Raw genomic sequence first — 18,892 nt, forward strand, 5'->3', positions numbered from 1 at the left:
TCAGATGAACGCTTGTGTTGCACCGAGGGCTGTGGCTACGCTGCTCGACGTGACCACGACCCCGGCACCGGATCGCAACTACCGCCGGGATGGTGTGCACGGCCGGCTGGTGCACGAGCTGGGCCGGCGTGTCATCGACGGGCGCTACCCCATCGGCGATGCGCTGCCCACCGAGACGGCCCTGGTCGACCAGCTCGGATCCGGGCGTTCGGCGATCCGGGAGGCGGTCAAGGTGTTGACCGCCAAGGGTCTGGTCAAGGCACGGACCAAGGTGGGCACCGTGGTGCAGCCCGAATCGTGCTGGCACCTGCTCGACCCGGACGTGCTGGCCTGGCGCTACCAGAACGACCCCAGCGACAAGCAACTGGAGGACCTCGGCGGTGTCCGGGTGGCCTTCGAGCCCGAGGCGGCCCGGCTGGCCGCCGGGGCGACCGACCGCGGCGGCATCGCCGCCATCCAGCGGGAGTACCTGTTGATGGAGCAGACCATCGACGACCCGGACGAGTTCATCGGCCACGATCTGGCCTTCCACGCCGCCATCGTGCACACCGGCGGCAATCAGTTGTTGGAACAGCTCAGTGCCCTGATGTCCGCGGCCTTCGCCGCGGCCCGCCAGGTGCACACCCGCAATGTCCGGCGCAACAAGCGGACCCTCGCCGGGCACCGCGCTGTGCTGGACGCGATTGTCGGCCGCCGCGTTGACGAGGCGGCCGAGTTGATGCGCGTACTGGTCACCGGCGCGCAACACGATATCCGCCGGGATCTGCGCAGCCGTCCCAGAGGAGATGCCCATGCCCGTGCTTGACGGATACCGCGTACTGGACGTGTCGATCGCGATGGCCGGACCGCTGGCCTCGATGCGCCTCGGCGACCTGGGCGCCGACGTGGTGAAGGTCGAGCCGGTCGGCGGCGAGTGGCAGCGGCACACCGCCGCCGGCGGAGCGCGCGGCAACGAGGTCAACGCCTCGTTCCTCTCGCTCAACCGCAACAAGCGCAGCCTCGCCGTGGACCTGAAATCGGCCGACGGCGCGCAGTTGCTGCGCGACCTGGTCCGCACCGCCGACGTGCTCCTGCAGAACTACCGGCCCGGCGTCGCGGAGCGGCTCGGAGTGGACTACCCGACCATCAGCGCCATCAAGCCGGACATCGTGTACGCCTCCATTTCCGGCTACGGCGAAACCGGCCCGTACGCCAACCGGCCCGGCCAGGACCTGTTGCTCCAGGCCATGTGTGGTGCCGTGTACAGCTCCGGCATCGCCGAGCAGACCCCGCAGGCCGGCCCGTACTTCCTGGCCGACGCCGTCACCGCGTACTCCGCCTTCGAGGGGGTGCTCGCCGCGCTGCTGCATCGCGAGCGCACGGGCGAGGGGCAGCTCGTCGAGGTGAACATGCTCGATTCGCTCATCGCCATGCAGATGCAGGAGTTGAGCGTGCGTACCGTCGGCGGGATCCCGCAGCATCGTGGCCACGAGATCCACGCGCACACGTACATCCGCGCGCCGTACGGCATCTACCCGACCGCCGACGGGTACGCGTCGCTCGCCTTCGCCGACCTGACCGTACTCGCCGAACTGCTGGACGAGCCGGAGCTGGCGCAGTGGGACGCCGAGCGTGACGGCTTCACGCACCGGGACGACATCTCCCGCCTGGTCGCCCGCGGCCTGCGCGCGCGCACCACCGACCACTGGCTGGCAACGCTCGGCGCGCGAGGGGTGTGGGTGGGTCCGGTGTACTCCTACGACGAGTTGCTGAAGGACCCGCAGGTGCGGCACAACGGATCGTTCGTCACCTACGATCACCCGACCGAGGGCACCGTGACCACCCCGGGTTTCGCGTTCCGGATGAGCGCCACGCCGCCGGCGGTGGCCCGCCCGGCGCCGACCACCGGGCAGCACACCGCCGAGATCCTCACCGAGTTGGGCATCCCGGCCGACCGGGCCGCGTCGCTGGCGGCGGCCGGGGTGGTGCGGCTGTCATGAGCGGGCACAGCGAACCCGCCCCCGGTCCCGGCCTCACCGGGCTGACCTGGGACCACCCGCGCGCCTACCGGCCGCTGGCGGCCTACGCCCGGCTGGGCCGGGGGCCGGCGGTGCGCTGGGACCGCCAGTCCCTGGAGGACTTCGAGGCGCATCCCATCGCCGAGCTGGCCCGCCGGTACGACCTGTTGATTGTCGACCATCCGGGGCTGGGTGCCGCGCTGGCCGCCGGTGCGTTGCGGCCACTGGCCGAGGTGGCCGACGCGGCGACCGTTGCCGGCTGGCGGGCGGCCAGCGTCGCCGCTACCTGGCGCAGCTACGAGCTGGACGGCGAGGCCTGGGCGGTGCCGGTCGACGCGGCGACCCAGGTGATGGTGCTGCGCCCGGATCTGGTGCCGCGCCCGCCGCGCTCGTGGCCGGAGGTGGTCGAGCTGGCCGGCCGGGTGCCGGTGACCCTGTGCCTGGGCGGGCCGCACGCGCTGCTGGGCCTGCTGGGCATGTGCGCGTCGGCCGGCGGCGCCGGGCCGCGACCGACGCCCGGCGGCGCTGGGCCGCGATCGTGGGCGCCTGCCGGCGCCGGGCCGCAATCGACGCCGGGTGGCGCTGGGCCGCAATCGACGCCGGGTGGCGCCGTGCCGCAATCGACGCCCGCCGGCGCCGGACCGCAATCGGCGCCCGGCGGTGCCGAAGAGCACCTGCTGGCGCCGGCCGTGGCCGTGGCGGCCATCGAGACGTTGCGCGCGGTGTGGGCGCGTTCCGACCGGCGGTACGGGCTGGGCAACCCGATCCAGGTGCATGAGGCCATGGCCGGTGGTGAGGTCGCGCTGTGCCCGCTGGCCTACGGGTACGCCAGCTACGCCCGTCCGGTGCCCGGGGCGCACGCGCTGCGCTGGGCCGACGCGCCGACCTTCGGCACCGATCGGCCCGGCGGCGTGCTCGGCGGCACCGGTCTGGCCGTGTCGGCCCGCTCCGGCGCCGATCCGGACGAGGTACGCGCGTGGCTGTCCGGCTACCTCGACCCGGCCGTGCAGGCCGGGCTGGTGCCCGACAGCGGCGGCCAGCCCGCGACCACGGCCGCCTGGGACCGTCCGGAGGTCGACGCGGCGTGGGGCGGCTACTACTCGAGCACCCGGCGCAGCCTGGAGGCGGCCCACCTGCGACCCCGGATCAACGGCTGGATTTCGTTGCAGGACAAGGCGTCCGAGCTGGTCCGCGAGGCGGTCACCGCCGGCGCCGACGCCGCCCGGACGGTGGCCGCCATCAACGACCACTACCGCGCCCTGACCGGTACTCTCATCTCAAGCGAAGCGAGGCGGGCGCGTGAGCGTGCGGTTTGAGGTCGAGGACGGGGTAGCTGTGATCACGCTCGACCGGCCGGAAAAGCTCAACGCGGTCACCACCGCCATGTCCGCCCGGCTGATGGAGATCGTGCGGCGGCTGGCCGACGACGACGCCATTCGGGTGGCCGTGCTCACCGGGGCCGGCACAAGATCGTTCTGCGTCGGCAGCGACATCGGGGAGGTCGACGCGTACCCGGACCCGTGGAGCTTCCGCAACCGGCGCGACTACTGCGACGCGCTGCGGGCCGTGGGAAAGCCGGTCATCGCGGCGGTCAACGGCTACGCGTACGGCGGCGGCCTGGAGTTGGCGCTGTCATGCGACATCCGGCTGGCCAGCACCACCTCCTCGTTCGCCGCCGCGGAAATCAAGCTCGGCTGGATCGGTGGCGGTGGCGTGTCGGCGTTGCTGTCGGCGAGCCTGCCGGCCAGCGACGCGGCGCTCATGCTGCTGACCGGTGACCCGGTGCCGGCGGCCGAGGCGCACCGGGTCGGACTGGTCAGCCGGCTGTACGAGCCGGCCGAGTTGACGGACGCGGCCCGCGCGCTGGCCGTCACCATCGCCGGCCGCCCGCCGATCGCCGCCCAGGCGGCCAAGGCGAACCTGCTCGCCGCGCGCAGCATGGGCCTGGAGGCCGCTATCCAGTACGAGCGGGAAATGCAGGCCATCTGCATGGGCACCCGGGACGCCGCCGAGGGGCGCCGCGCCTTCGCCGAAAAGCGGCCGCCCCGATTCACCGGCCACTGAGTCCACCATGGACTGAGCCCGCCATGGACCAAGCCGACACGGACTGAGCCCGCACGGACTGAGCCCATCACGCGACAACGGAAAGAGGACGCCGTGAGCATCCAGATCGTGCGGTACGCCAGCGCCGGTGACGTCGGCATCGGCCTCCGCGACGGCGACACCGCGACGGTACGGGCGCTTGCCGCGCCGTCCCTGGCCGCCCTGCTGCGGGAGGGGCGCGCGGCGCTGCGCGAGGCCGTCGAGTCACCGGGGGAGGTGGTGCCCGACGCCCGGCTGCTGCCGCCCGTGGACGGGCTGACCGAGGTGTGGGCCGCAGGCGTCACGTACCTGCGCTCCAGCCAGGCGCGGCAGGAGGAGAGCCAGGTCGCCGACGTGTACTCCCGGGTCTACGACGCGTCCCGGCCCGAACTGTTCTTCAAGTCGCCGGCCTGGCGGGTCTGCGGCGACGGTGAGCCGATCGGGGTACGTGTCGACTCCGACATCGACGTGCCAGAGCCCGAGCTGGGGCTGGTCTGCGACGCGCGCGGCGACCTGATCGGGCTGACCGTCTGCGACGACGTGTCCTCGCGCTCGATCGAGGGAGAGAACCCGCTCTACCTGCCGCAGGCGAAAATCTACTCCGGCTCCTGCGCGCTCGGCCCCGGCATCGTGCCGATCTGGCAGCTCCCCGACCCCGCCGCGCTGGACATCGCGGTCACCGTGCTGCGCGACGGCGCCCCCGCCTGGTCCGGGCGGACCTCGACCGCGCGGATGCGCCGCGGCTTCGACGAGCTCATCGAGTACCTGTTCCGCCAGGCGACCTTTCCGGACGGGGTGATCCTGTCGACCGGCACCGGGCTGGTACCCGATCTGGACTTCAGCCTGGCACCCGACGACGAGGTGGTCATCGAGATCGAGGGAGTGGGGCGGCTGGCCAATCCGGTGCGCCGGGCGACCGATGAGGCGTTCGCCTGGCTGACCCCGGCGCCGGATCGACGGCCGGCATGAAACGCTTCGCCGGGGACTGGATCCAGATCCGCACCGAGTACCTGGAGACCTGCGGGCTGCCGCTGTACCTCAACGCCATCGCCGGTGAGGACGGCATCGTGTTGCTGGACAGCGGTGTCGCGGCTACCCCGGAGGCCTCGATCTCGGGAGAGCTGGCCGCCGCGGGGCTGCGCGTGGAGGACATCGCGCTGGTCGTCAACAGCCACGCCCACCCGGACCACATGGGCGGCAACGCCAACCTGCGCCGGCTGGCCGATCCCGAGTTCGCCGCGCCGGCCGCCGAGGCGGCCTGGCTGGAGGACAACGACCTGGTCATCCGCGAGCTGTGGGAGCCCAACCCGGACGCGTACCTGCTCGACGACGCCGAACGGGCCGACCTGTACGGCCTGTTCGGCGATCGGGTGCGCGTGGACCGGCTGTTGCGCGACGGCGACACCATCGTGGCCGGTGGCACCCCGCTGACCGTCATCACCACCAGCGGCCACAGCCCGGGACACATCGCCATGCACGATCCGCAGCGGGGTGTGCTGTTCACCTTCGACGACGTGCAGGGCGCCGGAACCCCCGTCGCGCACAGCGACGTGTGGCTGCCCCCGCTCTACCACGATGTCGAGCGCTACCTGGCCGGGCTGCGCCGGCTGGCGGCGGCGGACTTCGAACTGCTGGTGCCGGCGCACGGCGACCACCTCGACCGCGCCGCCGGCCTGGCGCGCATCGAGGAGAGCATCGCGTTCGTGGAGCGGGCCGGCGACTTCGTGGCCGGGTATGTCGCCCGGCACGGCGAAACGCGGCTGGGCCCGCTCGCCCACGCGCTCGGCACCGAGCTGGGCCCGTACGACGGGGTGAACCTGCAGACCATGTCCGTGGCCAAGGCGCACCTCGACCAGCTGGTGCGCCGTGGCGCGCTCACCCCGGTGTGGCGGCATGCGCCCGGCCCCGCCTGACCCGGCCGGGTCAGCTGCCGCAGCACAGTCCCAGGAATTGCTCGGTGTCGGCGCGGGCCACCTCGACGACCTCGCGCATCGTCTCCTCCGCCTTGCGGTGCTGGTGCCGGCGGATGGCCACGGCGACCTTCTCGTGGTTGGGCAGGGTCTCCTTGTTGTGCTCGATGGAGCGGGTGTGCACCTCGCGGACCGAGCGCAGCGCGATGGCGACCATCTCGTAGATGTAGAGCAGCAGGTCGTTGTCGCTGGCCGCGAAGATGGCGCGGTGGAAGGCGAGGTCGGCCTCGATGAACGCGTCCGCGTCGTCGGCGGTCGCGTGCAGCGCCGCCATCGCCTCGTCGATGGCCCGCACCGCCGCGCGGTCGGCCCGCTCGGCGGCTACCCGGGCCGCGCCGGGCTCCAGAGCCACCCGCAGGTCGGCCAGGATCCTGGTGTCGTACAGGCTGGGCTGGCCCTCGTAGCGCCAGCCGAGCACCTCGGGGTCGAGCAGGTTCCAGGAGCTGCGCGGCCGGATCCGGGTGCCGGCGCTGGTGCGGGTCTCCAGCAGTCCCTTGCCGACGAGCACCTTCACGCCCTCGCGCACGGCGGAGCGCCCCACGCCGAATTCGGCTACGAGCTGGTCCTCCACGGGCACCGAGGTGCCGGGCTCCAGGTCGCCGCGAACGATCCGGGCACCCAGGGCGTGCACCACCCGCCCGTGGCGGGGCCCAGCCGGGTACGGCGGCGTCACCATCGTTGGCCTCCGAGAATGGTTGGCGAGGACCCGGCGGTTCCGGGTCGGCGGGGCCCACATTACACCGCGGAAAAGTTTTCCGTCGTCACGAATTGATCGGATGAAGCTGACAGTTCATCAGATCAAGACATTGACACGTGAATCACCTGACCGTAGATTTCTACTACGTTTCCCGCACGGTTCAGTTCGGTATCCGCCGCCGGTGTGGTGATGGCGGTCGCGAGCCGCCACGGCAGTCGATCGCCTCGGCATTCGATCCCAGCGGTGGCGACCTGCACCCGTTACGGCACGAGAGGTGAGGGGTCCATGGGTATCCCGAAAATAGTGTCCCGCGCACTCATCGCGGGGTGTTGTGGTGTGTCCACGTTCGCGCTGGCCGCCTGCGGCGGTGGCGGCGGCTTCGCCGGCAGCGGCGGCAACGCCTCCTCCGGCAAGCAGACGGTCACCATGCTGGTGAACGTCACGCCCAACCTGAGCGAGACGTACTGGCGCAACCTGGTCGCGCCGTACGAGAAGGCCAACAACGTCACCGTGAAGATCCAGGCGCCCAGTGGCAGCGGGGTGTCCGACACCCTGCCGCAGCTGCTCGCCGCCGGCACCGCGCCGGACATCGTGGAGACGCTGATGGCGAACAAGACCCTGGCGCCGCAGATGCTCGACCTCACCGACCAGTCGTGGGTCAACGACACCCCGCTGGTCAAGGAGGCGTCGCTGGGCGGGAAGGTCTACACGGTCGGCGTCGGCGAGCAGGCCCAGTCGCTGGTCTACTACAACGAGGACGCCTTCACCAAGGCCGGCATCGCCGCACCGCCCAAGGACCTGGACGAGTTCACCACGGACCTGGGCAAGCTCAAGGCCGCCGGCTACCTGCCGCTGCAGACCGGCGGCGACTACATCACCGGGCTCCAGCTGCTGCAGCTCGCGGATCCGTCCATTGTGGCCGGTGACGCCAGCTGGTACCAGGATGTCAAGGCCGGCAAGGCGGACGTCGGGCAGAGCCTGCAGCCGCTGCTGCAGCGCTACCAGGACTGGCTGAAGGCCGGGTACCTCGACAAGAACGCGCTCGGCCTCAAGGCGGACGCCGCGCAGACCAACTTCCTGTCCGGCAAGGCCGGCATGTACATCATGGGCAGCTGGCTGGTGTCGACCGTCGCGTCCACCAAGACGAGCTTCCCGGTCGGCGCGTTCGCGGCGCCCGGGGCGCCGGGCGGGCCGTACCCGGGGGCGCAGGGCGCGACCATGGCGGCGCCGTACATGGTGCTCAAGTCGAGCCAGCACCGCGACGCGGCCGTGGCACTGGTCAAGTGGCTGGTGACCGACCACACCGCGGTGACCAGCCAGCTCAAGCAGGACGGTGACTTCCGGCCCGGCTTCGACTGGTGCACCATCGACCTCTGCAAGCAGGTGCAGCAGATCCTGACCGACGCCCCGGCCACCACGCCGCAGGGCGAGGGGTACGGCGACCTGACCCTGCCGGCCGGCTTCAACACCGAGTTCAACAAGGATGCCCAGGGCCTGTACGTCGGGCGTTCCCCGGCCCAGGTGGCGCAGGCCGTCGACGCCTGGGTGAAGTCGAATTCCTGACGCGGACCGCGGCCCGGCCGACCCGGTCGGGCCGCCATCCGCGGCGACTGGTCCGGGCCGAGGCGCGGCGTCGGACCGGCCGAGGTGGCGTCTCTAGAAGGGGGAGGGCGGGGAGTGTCACGGGTGGGTAGCGCGCCGGCACGAGGGCGCCGGTCGGACTGGCTGACGACCACGGTGATGACCGCGCCGGCGGTGGTGGTCTTCGCCGCCATGGTGGTCGTGCCGATCGTCATCTCGGTGTATCTGAGCCTGACCGACTGGGACGGCTACAGCGCCAACCCGCACCTGGTCGGGCTGGCCAACTACGCCAGCATGTTCACCGATGACGAGGTCATCACCTCGGCGGTGGTGACCCTGATCGTCGCGGTGGTCGGCACGCTCGCGCTCAACCTGATCGGGCTGGGCTTCGCCCTGCTGGTCAACCGCAGCGACCGGCTGTCGAGGCTGCTGCGGATGCTGCTGTTCTACCCGCACGTGCTCTCCGCGCTGGTGGTCGGCTTCCTGTGGGGCGCCATCCTGGGTACCAACGGCGCGGTCAACCAACTGGTCACCGCGCACGGCGGCGAGGTCCTGCCGTTCCTGTCCGACCCGAACTGGGCGGTGCTGGCACTGCTCGCCGTGCTGGTCTGGGCCGGCTTCGGGGTCAACGTCCTGCTCTACCTCGCCGGCCTGCAGACCGTGTCGCCCGAACTGCTGGAGGCCGCCCGGATCGACGGAGCGGGGCGGTGGCAGGTGTTCCGGGCGGTGACCGCGCCGGCGCTGCGCCCGTCGGTGACCCTCAACGTGGTGCTGTCGCTGGTCACCCTGCTCAAAACCTATGACCTGGTGGTGTCGCTGACCGGCGGCGGTCCGGCCGGGCGCACCCAGACCGTGGCGTATCTGATCCTGTGGAACTCCTTCCACAACAGCCGGTTGGGCGCGGGGTCCGCGCAGTCGGTGGTGCTGATGGTGGTCACCGCGCTGCTCGCGCTGTCGGTGGTGAAGCTGCGCCAGCGCGGCGACCTGGCGGCGCTGCGGTGACCGGGAAGACGGCGGGGGAGGCCGAGATGGTAGAGGCACCGGTGCGGGCGCGGCCGCGTGGGCGGGCGACTCCGCTCGCGGACGGCACGGCGCTCCACGAGTCAACGGTCCACGAGTCAACGGTCCACGAGTCGACCGGGCGCGTGCGGGTGGGGCGGATCAGCGTGCGCGCCCTGCGCGTCGCGTTCCTGTCGGTGACCGCCCTGGTCATGCTGATCCCGCTGTACCTGCTCGTGATCGGCGCCTTCAAGTCGCAACAGGACATCCTGCAGCACCCGTTCTCGCCGACCCTGCAGCGGTTCACCGGCCAGTATCTGGTGCGCGCCCTGCACAACCCCGACTTCAACGTGGTGCAGGGCTACGCGGTGACCATCCTGTTCGTGGTGCTGGTTAACGCGCTGTCCATCGCGTTGGCCGGCCCGGTGTCCTATGTGATCGGTCGCGGTAAGGGCGCCCGCTACCAGTTCCTGCTGCTGTTCTTCGTGGCCGGCACGTTCATCCCCAGCCAGGTGCTGGTGATTCCGGTCGTGTACACCCTCAAGGCGCTGTCGCTGATGGGCACGATCCGCGGCTTCGTGCTGTTCGAGACCAGCCTCACCCTGCCGTTCTCAATTTTCCTGTACGCCAGCTACATCCGCACCCTGCCCGTCGAGATCGACGAGGCCGCCGCGCTGGACGGCGCCGGCCGGATCCGCACCTTCTGGCGGGTGATCCTGCCTCTGATGCGGCCGGTCATCGCGACCATGGTGGTGCTCAACACCATCTCCATCTGGAACGACTTCGTGAACCCGCAGATCATTCTCGGCCCCGGCAGCGGCCTGTACACGGTGACCACCGGCATCTACGCGGCCGTCGGCCAGTACTCCACCGACTACACGGTGGTCTTCCCGACCCTGCTGCTGGCCATCGCGCCCGTGCTGGTCTTCTTCATCTTCATGCAGCGCTACATCGTCGGCGGGCTGACCGCCGGCGCGACGAAGGGCTGAGCGCATGCCTTCGCGACCGGAATCCGGCACCGGTTGGCCGGTGCTGACCGCGAGCGTCCCGCTGGGCGCGCCACCCACCTGGGCGGTGCTGGAGCGGCGGCTGTTCGACGTGCTGGACGAGGCGTGGCGGGCGTTCCGGGACCGGTACACCGAGCCGGACGGCCGGCTGCGCTTCACCGGTACGGCGGCCTCCCGGGACGGCGCCGACGACTTCTACGAGACGTTCTTCAACTGGCCGACCCTGTACTTGCTCGGCGGCCACGACGACCTGCTGCCGGCCACCAAGCTGCACTGGGAGGGCGTTACCCGGCAGCTGTCCGGGCTGGGCTACCTGGTCGACGAGTTCGAGCGCGGGTACGACTGGTTCCACCAGGGCGAGTCGATGCTGCTGTTCTACGGCATCTGCGCCGCCGACCCGGCCGACGAGCGCTTCCGCGAGCGGGCCGAGCGCTTCGCGCGGCTGTACCTGCCGGACTCGCCGTCGGGGAACTACGACCCGATCACCAACACCATCCGCGCGCCCCACAACGGCGCGGGCGGGCCGCGCTACGGGGTCAACGAGGAGTGGGCCAGCTACCCGGCCAGCCTGTCCAACATGCGCCCGTACGGCCTGCCGCTGGACGACCTGCCCGGCATCGGGACCTGGTCCGACCTCGAGGACCCGGGCAACGCCGCCGCCATGGGCGCCGCCATGAACCGGCGGCTGGGCCACGGCGACACCGCCATCAACCTCGCCGCCACGGGCCTTGCCACCAACGCCTGGCTGTACGGGCACGACGAGCGCTACCGCGACTGGGCGCTGCGCTACGTCGACGGCTGGCGGGAGCGCGCGGCGAAGCTGGGCGGAGTCCTGCCCGACAACGTGGGGCCGCACGGCGAGGTCGGCGAACTGCACGACGGCCACTGGTACGGCGGCACGTACGGGTGGGCGTGGCCGCACGGCATCTACAGCGTCGGTACGGCCGCGGTGGTCGCGGCGGTGAACACGGTCCTGCTGACCGGTGCCACCGACCGGCTGGACCTCGGTCGTGAGGCGCTGGATCTGGTGCTGGACAAGGGGATCGACGGCACCGTCACGGCCACCGAGATGACCAACAAGCCACGCTGGCTGGCTTCACTGGGTGAGGGGGCGGACCGGCCGACGCTGCTCGTGCCCAACCGGCACGGCAGCGCCGGCTGGTTCGACTACCAGCCGCCGCAGCTGGGCCTGTCCGCGTGGCTGTGGCAGATCTCCGGGCAGGAGTGCGACGCGCGCCGGCTGGCCGACATCCACCGGCGCAGCGGGTACGACTGGCGGACGGTACGCGAGTTCCGCGACAAGGAGGAGGCCGGGCACGAGGCACCCTGGCTCGCATACCTGCGCGGGGACAACCCGACGTTCCCGGAACAGATGCTGCGCCAGGCGCTGGCTCAGGTCGGTCGGCGGATGGCGCTGATCGAGGTGGACGACGCCGACCCGGCGGGCGTCCACTTCCACCACTGGCAGTGGCACAACCCGGTGGTCACCGAGGCGCTGCTGCAACTGGCCACCGGAACCCCGCAGGTGCTCTACAACGGCGGGCTGCTGCCGACCCGGCTCGCGTACTTCGACGCCGACCGGCGCCGCCCCGGGCTGCCGCCGGACGTCGCCGCCCTGGTCGACGGTGCCGCCGCAGTCGACGATGCCGCCGCAGTCGACGGTGCCGCCCCGGTCGGCGGCGGTGAGCCGGAGCGCATCGGGGTGCGGCTGGTGAACCTGAGCCCCACCCGTACCCGGCGGGTCGTGGTGCAGGCCGGCTCGATGGGCGGGGACACCATCGACGCGGTGAGCCTGGACGTGACCGCCGACGGCCGGTACCCGGGCGACATGCGCGAGTACGCGGCCGGCCCGCTCAGCGGGTGGCGGCAGCGGGTGGCGGTGAACGGGCCGCGCGTCGAGGTGGTGCTGCCACCGGCCCGCCAGGTACGCCTGGAGCTGGAGTGCCGGCGGCGCACCGGCCTGCCCCGCTACGCCACCCCCTGGACCTGACGCCAGACACCCTCAACCACCACCGAATCCACACCCGCCCCGCCGGCCGCGCCACCCCACGCCACGGAATGTCGTGTCGGATCGCGCAGTGCAGTGCAGTGCAGCGCAGTGCAGTGCAGTGCAGCGCCGGGGAGGGTGCGCCACGCCGTCATCCGAGGGAGATACACCGTGTCGATCGACCAAGCCAGCCAATCCGACCACCAGACCGAGACGCCGGCCTGGGAGCTGCCGGTGCGCGGCGGACCATACGAGCGGCCCGATCCCGGGCTCATCGAGGGCATCCGGGGCATCAGCGCGGCCAGCGCCTGCGCCAAGCTGCACGCGCAGGGCATCCGGCGCACCTTCATGCAGGGCCCCCGGCCGCTGGCCGGCGGGCAACGGGTGGTGGGCAGCGCGCTGACCCTGCAGTTCATGCCGCAACGCGAGGACGTCGCCTCCGGCCTGGGGCAGGAGTACATCGAGCGGCGCACCGCGCTGTGGGCGGTGCTGGAGGCGGTGCGGCCGGGTGACGTGCTGGTGGTGCAGGCGTACGGCGACTCGCGTACCGGGTGCCTCGGCGACATGCTGGTGCGCTACTTCAAGCGCAAGGGCGGCGCCGGCATCGTGGTGGACGGCTGCGTGCGCGATTCGGCCAGGGTCGCCGCGCTGGGCGTGCCGATCTGGTGCACCGGCAGCACGCCGCACTACGCCTCCCAGTCCGACCTGTTCCCGTGGGCGTACGACGTGCCGGTGGCCTGCGGCGGGGCGCTGGTGCTGCCGGGCGACATCGTGCTCGCCGACGACGACGGCGCCGTGGTGGTGCCGCGGCGCCGGGCCGGCGCGGTCATCGAGGCGGCCCGCGACCACGAGCAGTGGGAGCAGTTCAGCCGGATGCGGCTGGACGAGGGGGCACCGCTGGCCGACTACTACCCGCTGACCCCGGACAGTCGGGGCGAGTACGAGCGCTGGCGCGACGCCGGCAACGGCACCTCCCGCTGATCCCGGCCGCCGAGCCGGCCGCCGAGCCGACCGCCGAGCCGGCCGCCTTGCCGACCGGCTGACGCGACCGGCGGGGAAGCGAAAGGGCCGGCCCGATCGGGCCGGCCCTTTCGCGGGCACCCTCCGTCCTTGAACTGTCGGCGTGGAGGCAGCCGAGGTGATCGAGGTCGTGCGGGAGTGTCGCGCGGCGGGAATCGAGGCTCGATGTCCAGGCGATGAGTGAGCGGTTCGGTTTCGAACTCCCGCCCGCCTACCGCGCCGGATCCTGACGCTTCCCCAAGGTGCGTCTCGAAGTTGGTACCGCTGGCGGCCAGCACGGGACCTCAGCCAGTCTGAGGATGGCCCGAATGGAACCAGGTTTTTACATGTATGTAGCAGTCACTTGGAAACATGCTGGATGCGTGTGCGGCAACCGCACACATGTCGGATCTCCCACAAGAGACTTGAGGGGTAAGACGTGACGCATGACAGCTCGGGCCCGCGACGCGGCCCGCTGACTCTCCCATCGCAGCATCAGGACCGGAGGGTAGCGGCGCCGGGCCTCACCTCCCAGGAGCCCTCGTGACCCGACCCTCGGGCGCCAGCCGGCGCACCGTATTGACTGCGGGCCTGGCCGCCCCACTTGCCGCCGGTCTTGTAGGCGGCGCCGCTTCGCCTGCCATCGCGACCCCTCGCACCCCGCCAGGTCGCGGTCCGCGCTGGGATCACTATCTGAAGTCCACACCCGACAACCTGTACTGGGGCGGGTTCCCCATCAACCAGAGGCCCGGCGTCACGATGCGATCCGGTGAGATCGTACGCGTCGACGCCCTCTCCCAGCAGGGCCTGACCGGCAGCCAGAACCCGGTCGACTACTTCGGCGCGTTCGGCATCAAGCCCGAGGAGGTGCTGCCGGACGCGATCGCGTTCTGGGAGACCCTGCCCGCCCGGCGGGCCGCCAACCAGAACTACGGCGGCGGCCACATCATGACCGGCCCGATCTATGTGAAGGGGGCCGAGCCCGGCGACACCCTGGCCATCGAGTACCTGGCTCTGGATACCCGAGTCGACTATGGCTTCAACGGCACCTCACCAACGAGCGGCGTGATGGCCACGACCTACCCCGGGTGGAGGGCCGGCGACGCCCCGCTGGACATCCCGTCCGACGCCCTCACCCACATGTACCGCACCGGGATGTGGCGCGGGCAGGAGGTGGTGCACTTCTCCGACACGATCAAGATCCCGACGCGGAAGTTCATGGGTACGATCGCCGTTGCCCCGCCGACCGGTGAGTTCGTCGGCAACACCCCCGATGCCGCGCCTCCGGCGACCGGGGTGCAGAGCTCGACGACGCCCGGCAAGTTCGGGGGCAACATGGATAATCGCGACCTGACCGTTGGGACGACGCTCTACCTCCCGGTCTTCCAGCCGGGCGCCCAACTGTTCATGGGCGACTGTCACAGCGTCCAGGGCGACGGCGAGGTGAGCCAGACCGCCGTCGAACACTCGCTGTCGGGGACCTTCCGCCTCAGCGTGCTCAAGAACACCCCGACCGAACTGCCTTGGGCGGAGACCGACACCGACTGGATCATTATGGGTATCGACTGGGATCTGGATCGAGCCACGAAGATCGCGGTTGAGAAGACGATCGACTTCCTCGGCCGCACCCAGGGAATGACCGTGGCGCAAGCCTTCTCCTTTGCCTCTCTCGCCGTCAACTACCACGTCACCGAGGTCGTCGACCGCACCCAGGTCGTCAGCGGGTATATCCCGAAGTCCGTGTTCACCGCGAGCCGCAGCGGCTCGCGTCGGACCTCGTAGACGACCAGGCCCGAAGGGGCTCCTATCAGCGCATAGCGGCACCGCGCGGCGGGGCGGTTACCCACCCGGACGCCGCGCGGTGCCCCGCGTGGTGTGAAGGATTCCCTCGTCCTCAGGACAGAGCGGGTATCACTCCTGCGCCTGGCCGCTGGTGATCCGGGCAAGAATCAGCGCGACCAGGATGATGGCGCCGTTCAGCGCCGAGATCCACTGCGCGGGTACCCCGCCCAGGGTGAGCACGTTCTGGATCATGTAGAGCAACAGCACGCCGGTGAACGCGCCGAACATCGTGCCCTTGCCGCCGTTGAGGCTGACCCCGCCGATGACCGCCGCGGCGAACACCGTGAAGATGTCGCCGTTGCCCTGGGAGGCCGCGACCGAGGCGAGCCGGCCGGACAGCAGCAGGCCGCCCAGCGCCGCCAGCGTGCTGGCGAGGACGAGGGTCAGCCACATCACCCGGTCGGTGCGGATGCCCGCGGCCCGGGCCGCGTCCACGTTCCCGCCGATGGCGTACAGCGAGCGGCCGGAACGGGTCAGGCTCAGCACCACGATGGCCACCGCGAACGCGATGAGGCACACCCAGATCGAGGCCGGCATGCCCAGCCAGTTGGTGTTGCTCAGGTACAGCATCGAGCTGGGCAGCCCGAAGAAGGTCCGGCCGCCGGAGACGCCGGTGAGCAGGCCGCGCAGCACGATCAGCATGCCCAGCGTGACGATGAACCCGTTGAGCTTGAAGCGCACGATGAACAGCCCGTTGACCAGGCCGATCAGCGCGCCGACGATCAGCGTGATCGGGATGGCCCAGGCGCCGGGCAGCAGGCCGAGCCCGTGACCGACGCCGGGCTTGACGATCAGCCAGGCGGCGATGCCGGGGGCCAGCCCGAAGGTGGACTCCAGCGACAGGTCCATCTTCCCGGCGACCAGCACCAGCGTCTCGGCCAGTACCAGGATGGCGATCTCCGACATGGTCTGCACCACGTTGAGCAGGTTGTCGGCGTGCAGGAAGACCGGGTTGACGATCTGACCCACTATCGCGATGACGATGATCGCCGGAATCAGCGCGAGGTCGCGCAGGCGGGCGATGGCCAGCCTGCGCCCGGCCGCCGCGGGCGCCGGCTCGGTCGCCACGGCGGCCGGCGTGCCCTCCTGTACCGGCGAAGCGATCTCAGACATGATGCAGGTCAACCCCTTCCATAGCGGCGACCAGCTCGTTGTCCTCCCAGCCCCGGGCCATCTCCCGTGCGATGGCGCCCTGGAACATGACCAGCACGCGGTCGCAACTGCGCAGGTCGTCGAGTTCGTCGGAAACGATCATTACGGCGGTGCCCTTGGCCCGTACCTCGTCAACGGCCGACAGCAGCGTCTGCTTGGAGCGCACGTCCACCCCGGCCGTCGGGGTGATGAGTACGAGCAGCCTGGGATCATTGGCCAGTGCTCTGGCCATGACGACCTTCTGCTGGTTGCCGCCGGACAGGCCGGCGACCGGCAGCGCCGGACCGGGAGTCTTGATGGTCAGGGAGTCGATCAGGTCGCGGGCCAGTGCGTCGCGCTGGCCCGGCACGATGAACCCGGCCGGCCCGAGCCGGCGCGGCACCGTCATCGTCACGTTCTCCGCGATGGACAGCATCGGTACGAAGCCCTCCCGGTGCCGGTCCTGGGGCACCAGGCCGACCCCGGCCGCCAGCGCCGCGGGCACGCTGCCCGGCCGCACCTCGCGCCCCTCGACGGCCACCCCGCCGGCGGCCGGCCGGCGCAGCCCGACGATGGACTCGGCCACCTCGACCTTGCCGCTGCCCCCGCCGCCGGCCAGCCCCACGACCTCACCGGCGCGCACGGTGAAGGACACCTCCGGCGCCCGGTCGCGCCAGCGCAGCCCGGTCACGGACAGCACGGTCGGCGCGTCGGCGGGCGGCGCCGAGCGGCCGTCCGCGCCGGCGGTGCCGGGCTGTTCACCGGTCATCGCCGCCACCAGCCGCTGCCGGGACACCTCGGCCACCGGCGCGGTCAGCACGTGGGTGGCGTCGCGCAGCACGGTGACGGTGTCGCAGATCTCGTAGATCTCCTGCAGGTGGTGGCTGATGAACAGGAACGTCACGCCCTGCGCCTGCAGGGTGCGGATCCGCTCGAACAGTCGGCCGATCGCCGCCGCGTCCAGGGTCGCGGTCGGCTCGTCCAGGATGATGAACCGGGCGCCGAAGGACAGCGCGCGGGCGATCTCGACCAGTTGGCGCTGCTCGACGCCGAGGCTTGCGGCCGGCTGGCGGGGATCGACGTCGACCGACCACGCCGACAGCAGCCGGCGCGCCTCCCGCCGCAGCCCCGCCCAGTTGATGAGCCCGGCGAGGCCCCGGGCCTGCCGGTTCAGGTAAAGGTTCTCCCCGACGGTGAGCGTCGGGATGATCGTGGACTTCTGGTACACGCAGGCGACCCGCTGGCGCCAGCCGTCCCGGTCACCGAGCGCCGGCGCGGGCTGCCCGTCGAAGGCGATCCGGCCGGTGTCCGGTGCCTGCAGCCCGGTCAGCAGGCTGACCAGGGTCGACTTGCCCGCGCCGTTGCGGCCGACGAGGGCGTGGGTGCTGCCGGCCCGTACCGTGATGCCGACGTCGTTCAGCGCCAGCGTCGAACCGTACCGCTTGCTGAGATTGGTGGCCTCGACGATGGGCCGACCCGGCTGGGCCGGCCCATCGCTCGGGGCGCACGCGCTGCTGCTCATTCGCCCGCCGCTTTCTGTCAGTGAAGGTTGTTGCCCCACAGGCTCGAATCGTCGGACTTGAGCGTCGCCACGCCGCCGACGGTCGCCCCGTCCGCCGTGACCAGCGGGGCCGCGAGCTGGTCCTCCAGCACCCCCGACCGGACCCGCACGATGGTGCTGTCGTGGTCGGTCGGTCCGGGGTTGAAGGTCTTCCCGGCGATGGCCGCGTTGATGTAATACAGGGCGTACTTGGCGTACAGGTCGGCCGGCTGGCTGACCGTCGCGTCGATCTGCCCTGCCGCGATGTCCTTCAGCTCCTCGGGGATGCCGTCGTTGGACACCACGAAGACGTGCTTCGGATCGGTCGGCGGCACCAGCAGGTTGTGTTGCTTGAGTACCTGCAGCGTGCCGGCCAGCGCGAAGCTGGACTCCATGTAGACGCCCTTGATGTCCGGGTCGGACGCGAGCTGGGTCTGGAACTTGGAGGCGGCCGTGTTGCCGTCCCAGTTGGTGGCCTCGCCGAACACCGTGACGCCGGGGAAGTTCTTCTTCATGCAGTCGTTGAACGCGTCGGTGCGGTCCCGCCCGTTGATGGAGGTCAGGTCGCCCTCGAACACGATCACCTTGCCCTTGCCGCCGAGCTTGGTACCGAGGAATTGGCACGCCTTGGTGCCGTAGGCCTTGTTGTCGGCCCGCACGACCATGTAGACGTTTCCGGTGTCGGGGCGGGTGTCCACGCTCACCACCGGGATTTTCTTCGCGGCCAGCGTCTGCAGCGAGGGCGCGACGGCGGCGGTGTCCTGCGGCGCCACCACCACGCCCTTGACCCCCTGGCTCACGAAGGTCTGGACGTTGGAGATGAGGTTGGAGATGTCGTTCTGCGAGTTGGTCGTCTTGAGCTGCACGCCCTCGGACTTGGCGAACTGGGGCACGTACTTGATGTAGGAGTTCCAGAAGTCGGTGTCCGACCGCGGGTAGTCGACGCCGACCAGGGGCTTGCCGCTGGCCGCGCCGCTCGCCGATGAGCAGGCGCCGACCATGCTCGCGGCCAGCAGGGCAACGCCGCCCAGCAGGAGGAGTTTATTGACTTTCACGCCTA

16 protein-coding genes are annotated in these 18,892 nt (G+C 71.0%); 12 read left to right on the plus strand and 4 right to left on the minus strand.

Annotation, left to right across the window (positions count from 1 at the left end; all coding sequences use genetic code 11):
- The first annotated feature begins 49 nt into the window (after positions 1-49).
- The 6 genes from ABEA87_RS21955 (at position 50) to ABEA87_RS21980 (ending at position 5,992) form a co-directional block, all read left to right on the plus strand.
- Complete coding sequence (locus ABEA87_RS21955) at positions 50-805, plus strand: FadR/GntR family transcriptional regulator (RefSeq protein ID WP_345632333.1); 756 nt, start codon at positions 50-52, stop codon at positions 803-805.
- Positions 792-1,979, plus strand: a complete 1,188-nt coding sequence (locus ABEA87_RS21960; RefSeq protein WP_345632335.1) for a CaiB/BaiF CoA transferase family protein — start codon at positions 792-794, stop codon at positions 1,977-1,979. The genes ABEA87_RS21955 and ABEA87_RS21960 overlap by 14 nt, the downstream gene beginning before the upstream one ends.
- Positions 1,976-3,313 (plus strand): extracellular solute-binding protein, encoded by a 1,338-nt coding sequence (locus ABEA87_RS21965; RefSeq protein WP_345632337.1) that lies wholly within the window; start codon positions 1,976-1,978, stop codon positions 3,311-3,313. Before ABEA87_RS21960 ends, ABEA87_RS21965 begins: the two co-directional genes overlap by 4 nt.
- Positions 3,297-4,061 carry an enoyl-CoA hydratase/isomerase family protein gene (locus tag ABEA87_RS21970; RefSeq protein ID WP_345632339.1) on the plus strand — a complete coding sequence of 255 codons (765 nt, stop codon included), beginning with the start codon at positions 3,297-3,299 and terminating at the stop codon, positions 4,059-4,061. The genes ABEA87_RS21965 and ABEA87_RS21970 overlap by 17 nt, the downstream gene beginning before the upstream one ends.
- 93 nt (positions 4,062-4,154) lie before the next feature.
- Positions 4,155-5,048 (plus strand): fumarylacetoacetate hydrolase family protein, encoded by an 894-nt coding sequence (locus ABEA87_RS21975; protein ID WP_345632341.1) that lies wholly within the window; start codon positions 4,155-4,157, stop codon positions 5,046-5,048.
- Positions 5,045-5,992, plus strand: coding sequence for an MBL fold metallo-hydrolase (locus ABEA87_RS21980; protein ID WP_345632343.1), 948 nt, complete (start codon positions 5,045-5,047; stop codon positions 5,990-5,992). Before ABEA87_RS21975 ends, ABEA87_RS21980 begins: the two co-directional genes overlap by 4 nt.
- 10 nt (positions 5,993-6,002) lie before the next feature.
- Here the strand turns inward: ABEA87_RS21980 and ABEA87_RS21985 are convergent, their stop codons facing one another.
- Entirely contained in the window at positions 6,003-6,725 is a 723-nt protein-coding gene (locus ABEA87_RS21985) for a FadR/GntR family transcriptional regulator (protein WP_345632345.1), read from the minus strand.
- Positions 6,726-7,082: 357 nt separating this feature from the next.
- Between ABEA87_RS21985 and ABEA87_RS21990 the strand changes: the two genes are divergently transcribed.
- The 6 genes from ABEA87_RS21990 (at position 7,083) to ABEA87_RS22015 (ending at position 15,101) form a co-directional block, all read left to right on the plus strand.
- Positions 7,083-8,309, plus strand: coding sequence for an ABC transporter substrate-binding protein (locus tag ABEA87_RS21990; protein ID WP_345632347.1), 1,227 nt, complete (start codon positions 7,083-7,085; stop codon positions 8,307-8,309).
- 123 nt (positions 8,310-8,432) lie between these two features.
- Positions 8,433-9,329 (plus strand): carbohydrate ABC transporter permease, encoded by an 897-nt coding sequence (locus ABEA87_RS21995; RefSeq protein WP_345632349.1) that lies wholly within the window; start codon positions 8,433-8,435, stop codon positions 9,327-9,329.
- 26 nt (positions 9,330-9,355) lie between these two features.
- The gene (locus tag ABEA87_RS22000; protein WP_345632351.1) at positions 9,356-10,315 is read left to right on the plus strand and encodes a carbohydrate ABC transporter permease; all 960 of its coding nucleotides are present in this window, start codon (positions 9,356-9,358) and stop codon (positions 10,313-10,315) included.
- 4 nt (positions 10,316-10,319) lie between these two features.
- Positions 10,320-12,323, plus strand: coding sequence for a hypothetical protein (locus ABEA87_RS22005; RefSeq protein WP_345632353.1), 2,004 nt, complete (start codon positions 10,320-10,322; stop codon positions 12,321-12,323).
- A gap of 168 nt (positions 12,324-12,491) precedes the next feature.
- Positions 12,492-13,301 carry an RraA family protein gene (locus tag ABEA87_RS22010; RefSeq protein WP_345632355.1) on the plus strand — a complete coding sequence of 270 codons (810 nt, stop codon included), beginning with the start codon at positions 12,492-12,494 and terminating at the stop codon, positions 13,299-13,301.
- Positions 13,302-14,078: 777 nt separating this feature from the next.
- On the plus strand, positions 14,079-15,101 hold the full coding sequence (locus tag ABEA87_RS22015) for an acetamidase/formamidase family protein (RefSeq protein ID WP_345632357.1): 1,023 nt from the start codon (positions 14,079-14,081) through the stop codon (positions 15,099-15,101).
- Between the two features lie 129 nt (positions 15,102-15,230).
- On the opposite strand, the gene ABEA87_RS22020 is transcribed toward ABEA87_RS22015, so the two are convergent.
- Genes ABEA87_RS22020 through ABEA87_RS22030 form a run of 3 tightly spaced genes read right to left on the minus strand, consistent with a single transcriptional unit; the run spans position 15,231 to position 18,887 of the window.
- Positions 15,231-16,274, minus strand: coding sequence for an ABC transporter permease (locus ABEA87_RS22020; protein WP_345632359.1), 1,044 nt, complete (start codon positions 16,272-16,274; stop codon positions 15,231-15,233).
- Positions 16,267-17,814, minus strand: coding sequence for a sugar ABC transporter ATP-binding protein (locus ABEA87_RS22025; protein WP_345632361.1), 1,548 nt, complete (start codon positions 17,812-17,814; stop codon positions 16,267-16,269). The genes ABEA87_RS22020 and ABEA87_RS22025 overlap by 8 nt, the downstream gene beginning before the upstream one ends.
- Positions 17,815-17,831: 17 nt before the next feature.
- Positions 17,832-18,887: a sugar ABC transporter substrate-binding protein gene (locus ABEA87_RS22030; RefSeq protein WP_345632363.1), complete on the minus strand. Its 1,056-nt coding sequence runs from the start codon at positions 18,885-18,887 to the stop codon at positions 17,832-17,834.
- Between the last annotated feature and the right edge of the window lie 5 nt (positions 18,888-18,892).

The sequence above is a fragment of the Rugosimonospora acidiphila genome (assembly GCF_039543385.1).
In the GTDB taxonomy this organism is placed as follows: domain Bacteria; phylum Actinomycetota; class Actinomycetes; order Mycobacteriales; family Micromonosporaceae; genus Rugosimonospora; species Rugosimonospora acidiphila.

Coding starts and splice junctions, on each gene's coding strand:
- ABEA87_RS21960 (WP_345632335.1), top strand. CDS start 792: ATGCCCGTGCTTGACGGATACCGCGTACTGGACGTGTCGATCGCGATG.
- ABEA87_RS21965 (WP_345632337.1), top strand. CDS start 1,976: ATGAGCGGGCACAGCGAACCCGCCCCCGGTCCCGGCCTCACCGGGCTG.
- ABEA87_RS21980 (WP_345632343.1), top strand. CDS start 5,045: ATGAAACGCTTCGCCGGGGACTGGATCCAGATCCGCACCGAGTACCTG.
- ABEA87_RS21985 (WP_345632345.1), bottom strand. CDS start 6,725: ATGGTGACGCCGCCGTACCCGGCTGGGCCCCGCCACGGGCGGGTGGTG.
- ABEA87_RS22000 (WP_345632351.1), top strand. CDS start 9,356: ATGGTAGAGGCACCGGTGCGGGCGCGGCCGCGTGGGCGGGCGACTCCG.
- ABEA87_RS22005 (WP_345632353.1), top strand. CDS start 10,320: ATGCCTTCGCGACCGGAATCCGGCACCGGTTGGCCGGTGCTGACCGCG.
- ABEA87_RS22015 (WP_345632357.1), top strand. CDS start 14,079: ATGCGATCCGGTGAGATCGTACGCGTCGACGCCCTCTCCCAGCAGGGC.
- ABEA87_RS22020 (WP_345632359.1), bottom strand. CDS start 16,274: ATGTCTGAGATCGCTTCGCCGGTACAGGAGGGCACGCCGGCCGCCGTG.
- ABEA87_RS22025 (WP_345632361.1), bottom strand. CDS start 17,814: ATGAGCAGCAGCGCGTGCGCCCCGAGCGATGGGCCGGCCCAGCCGGGT.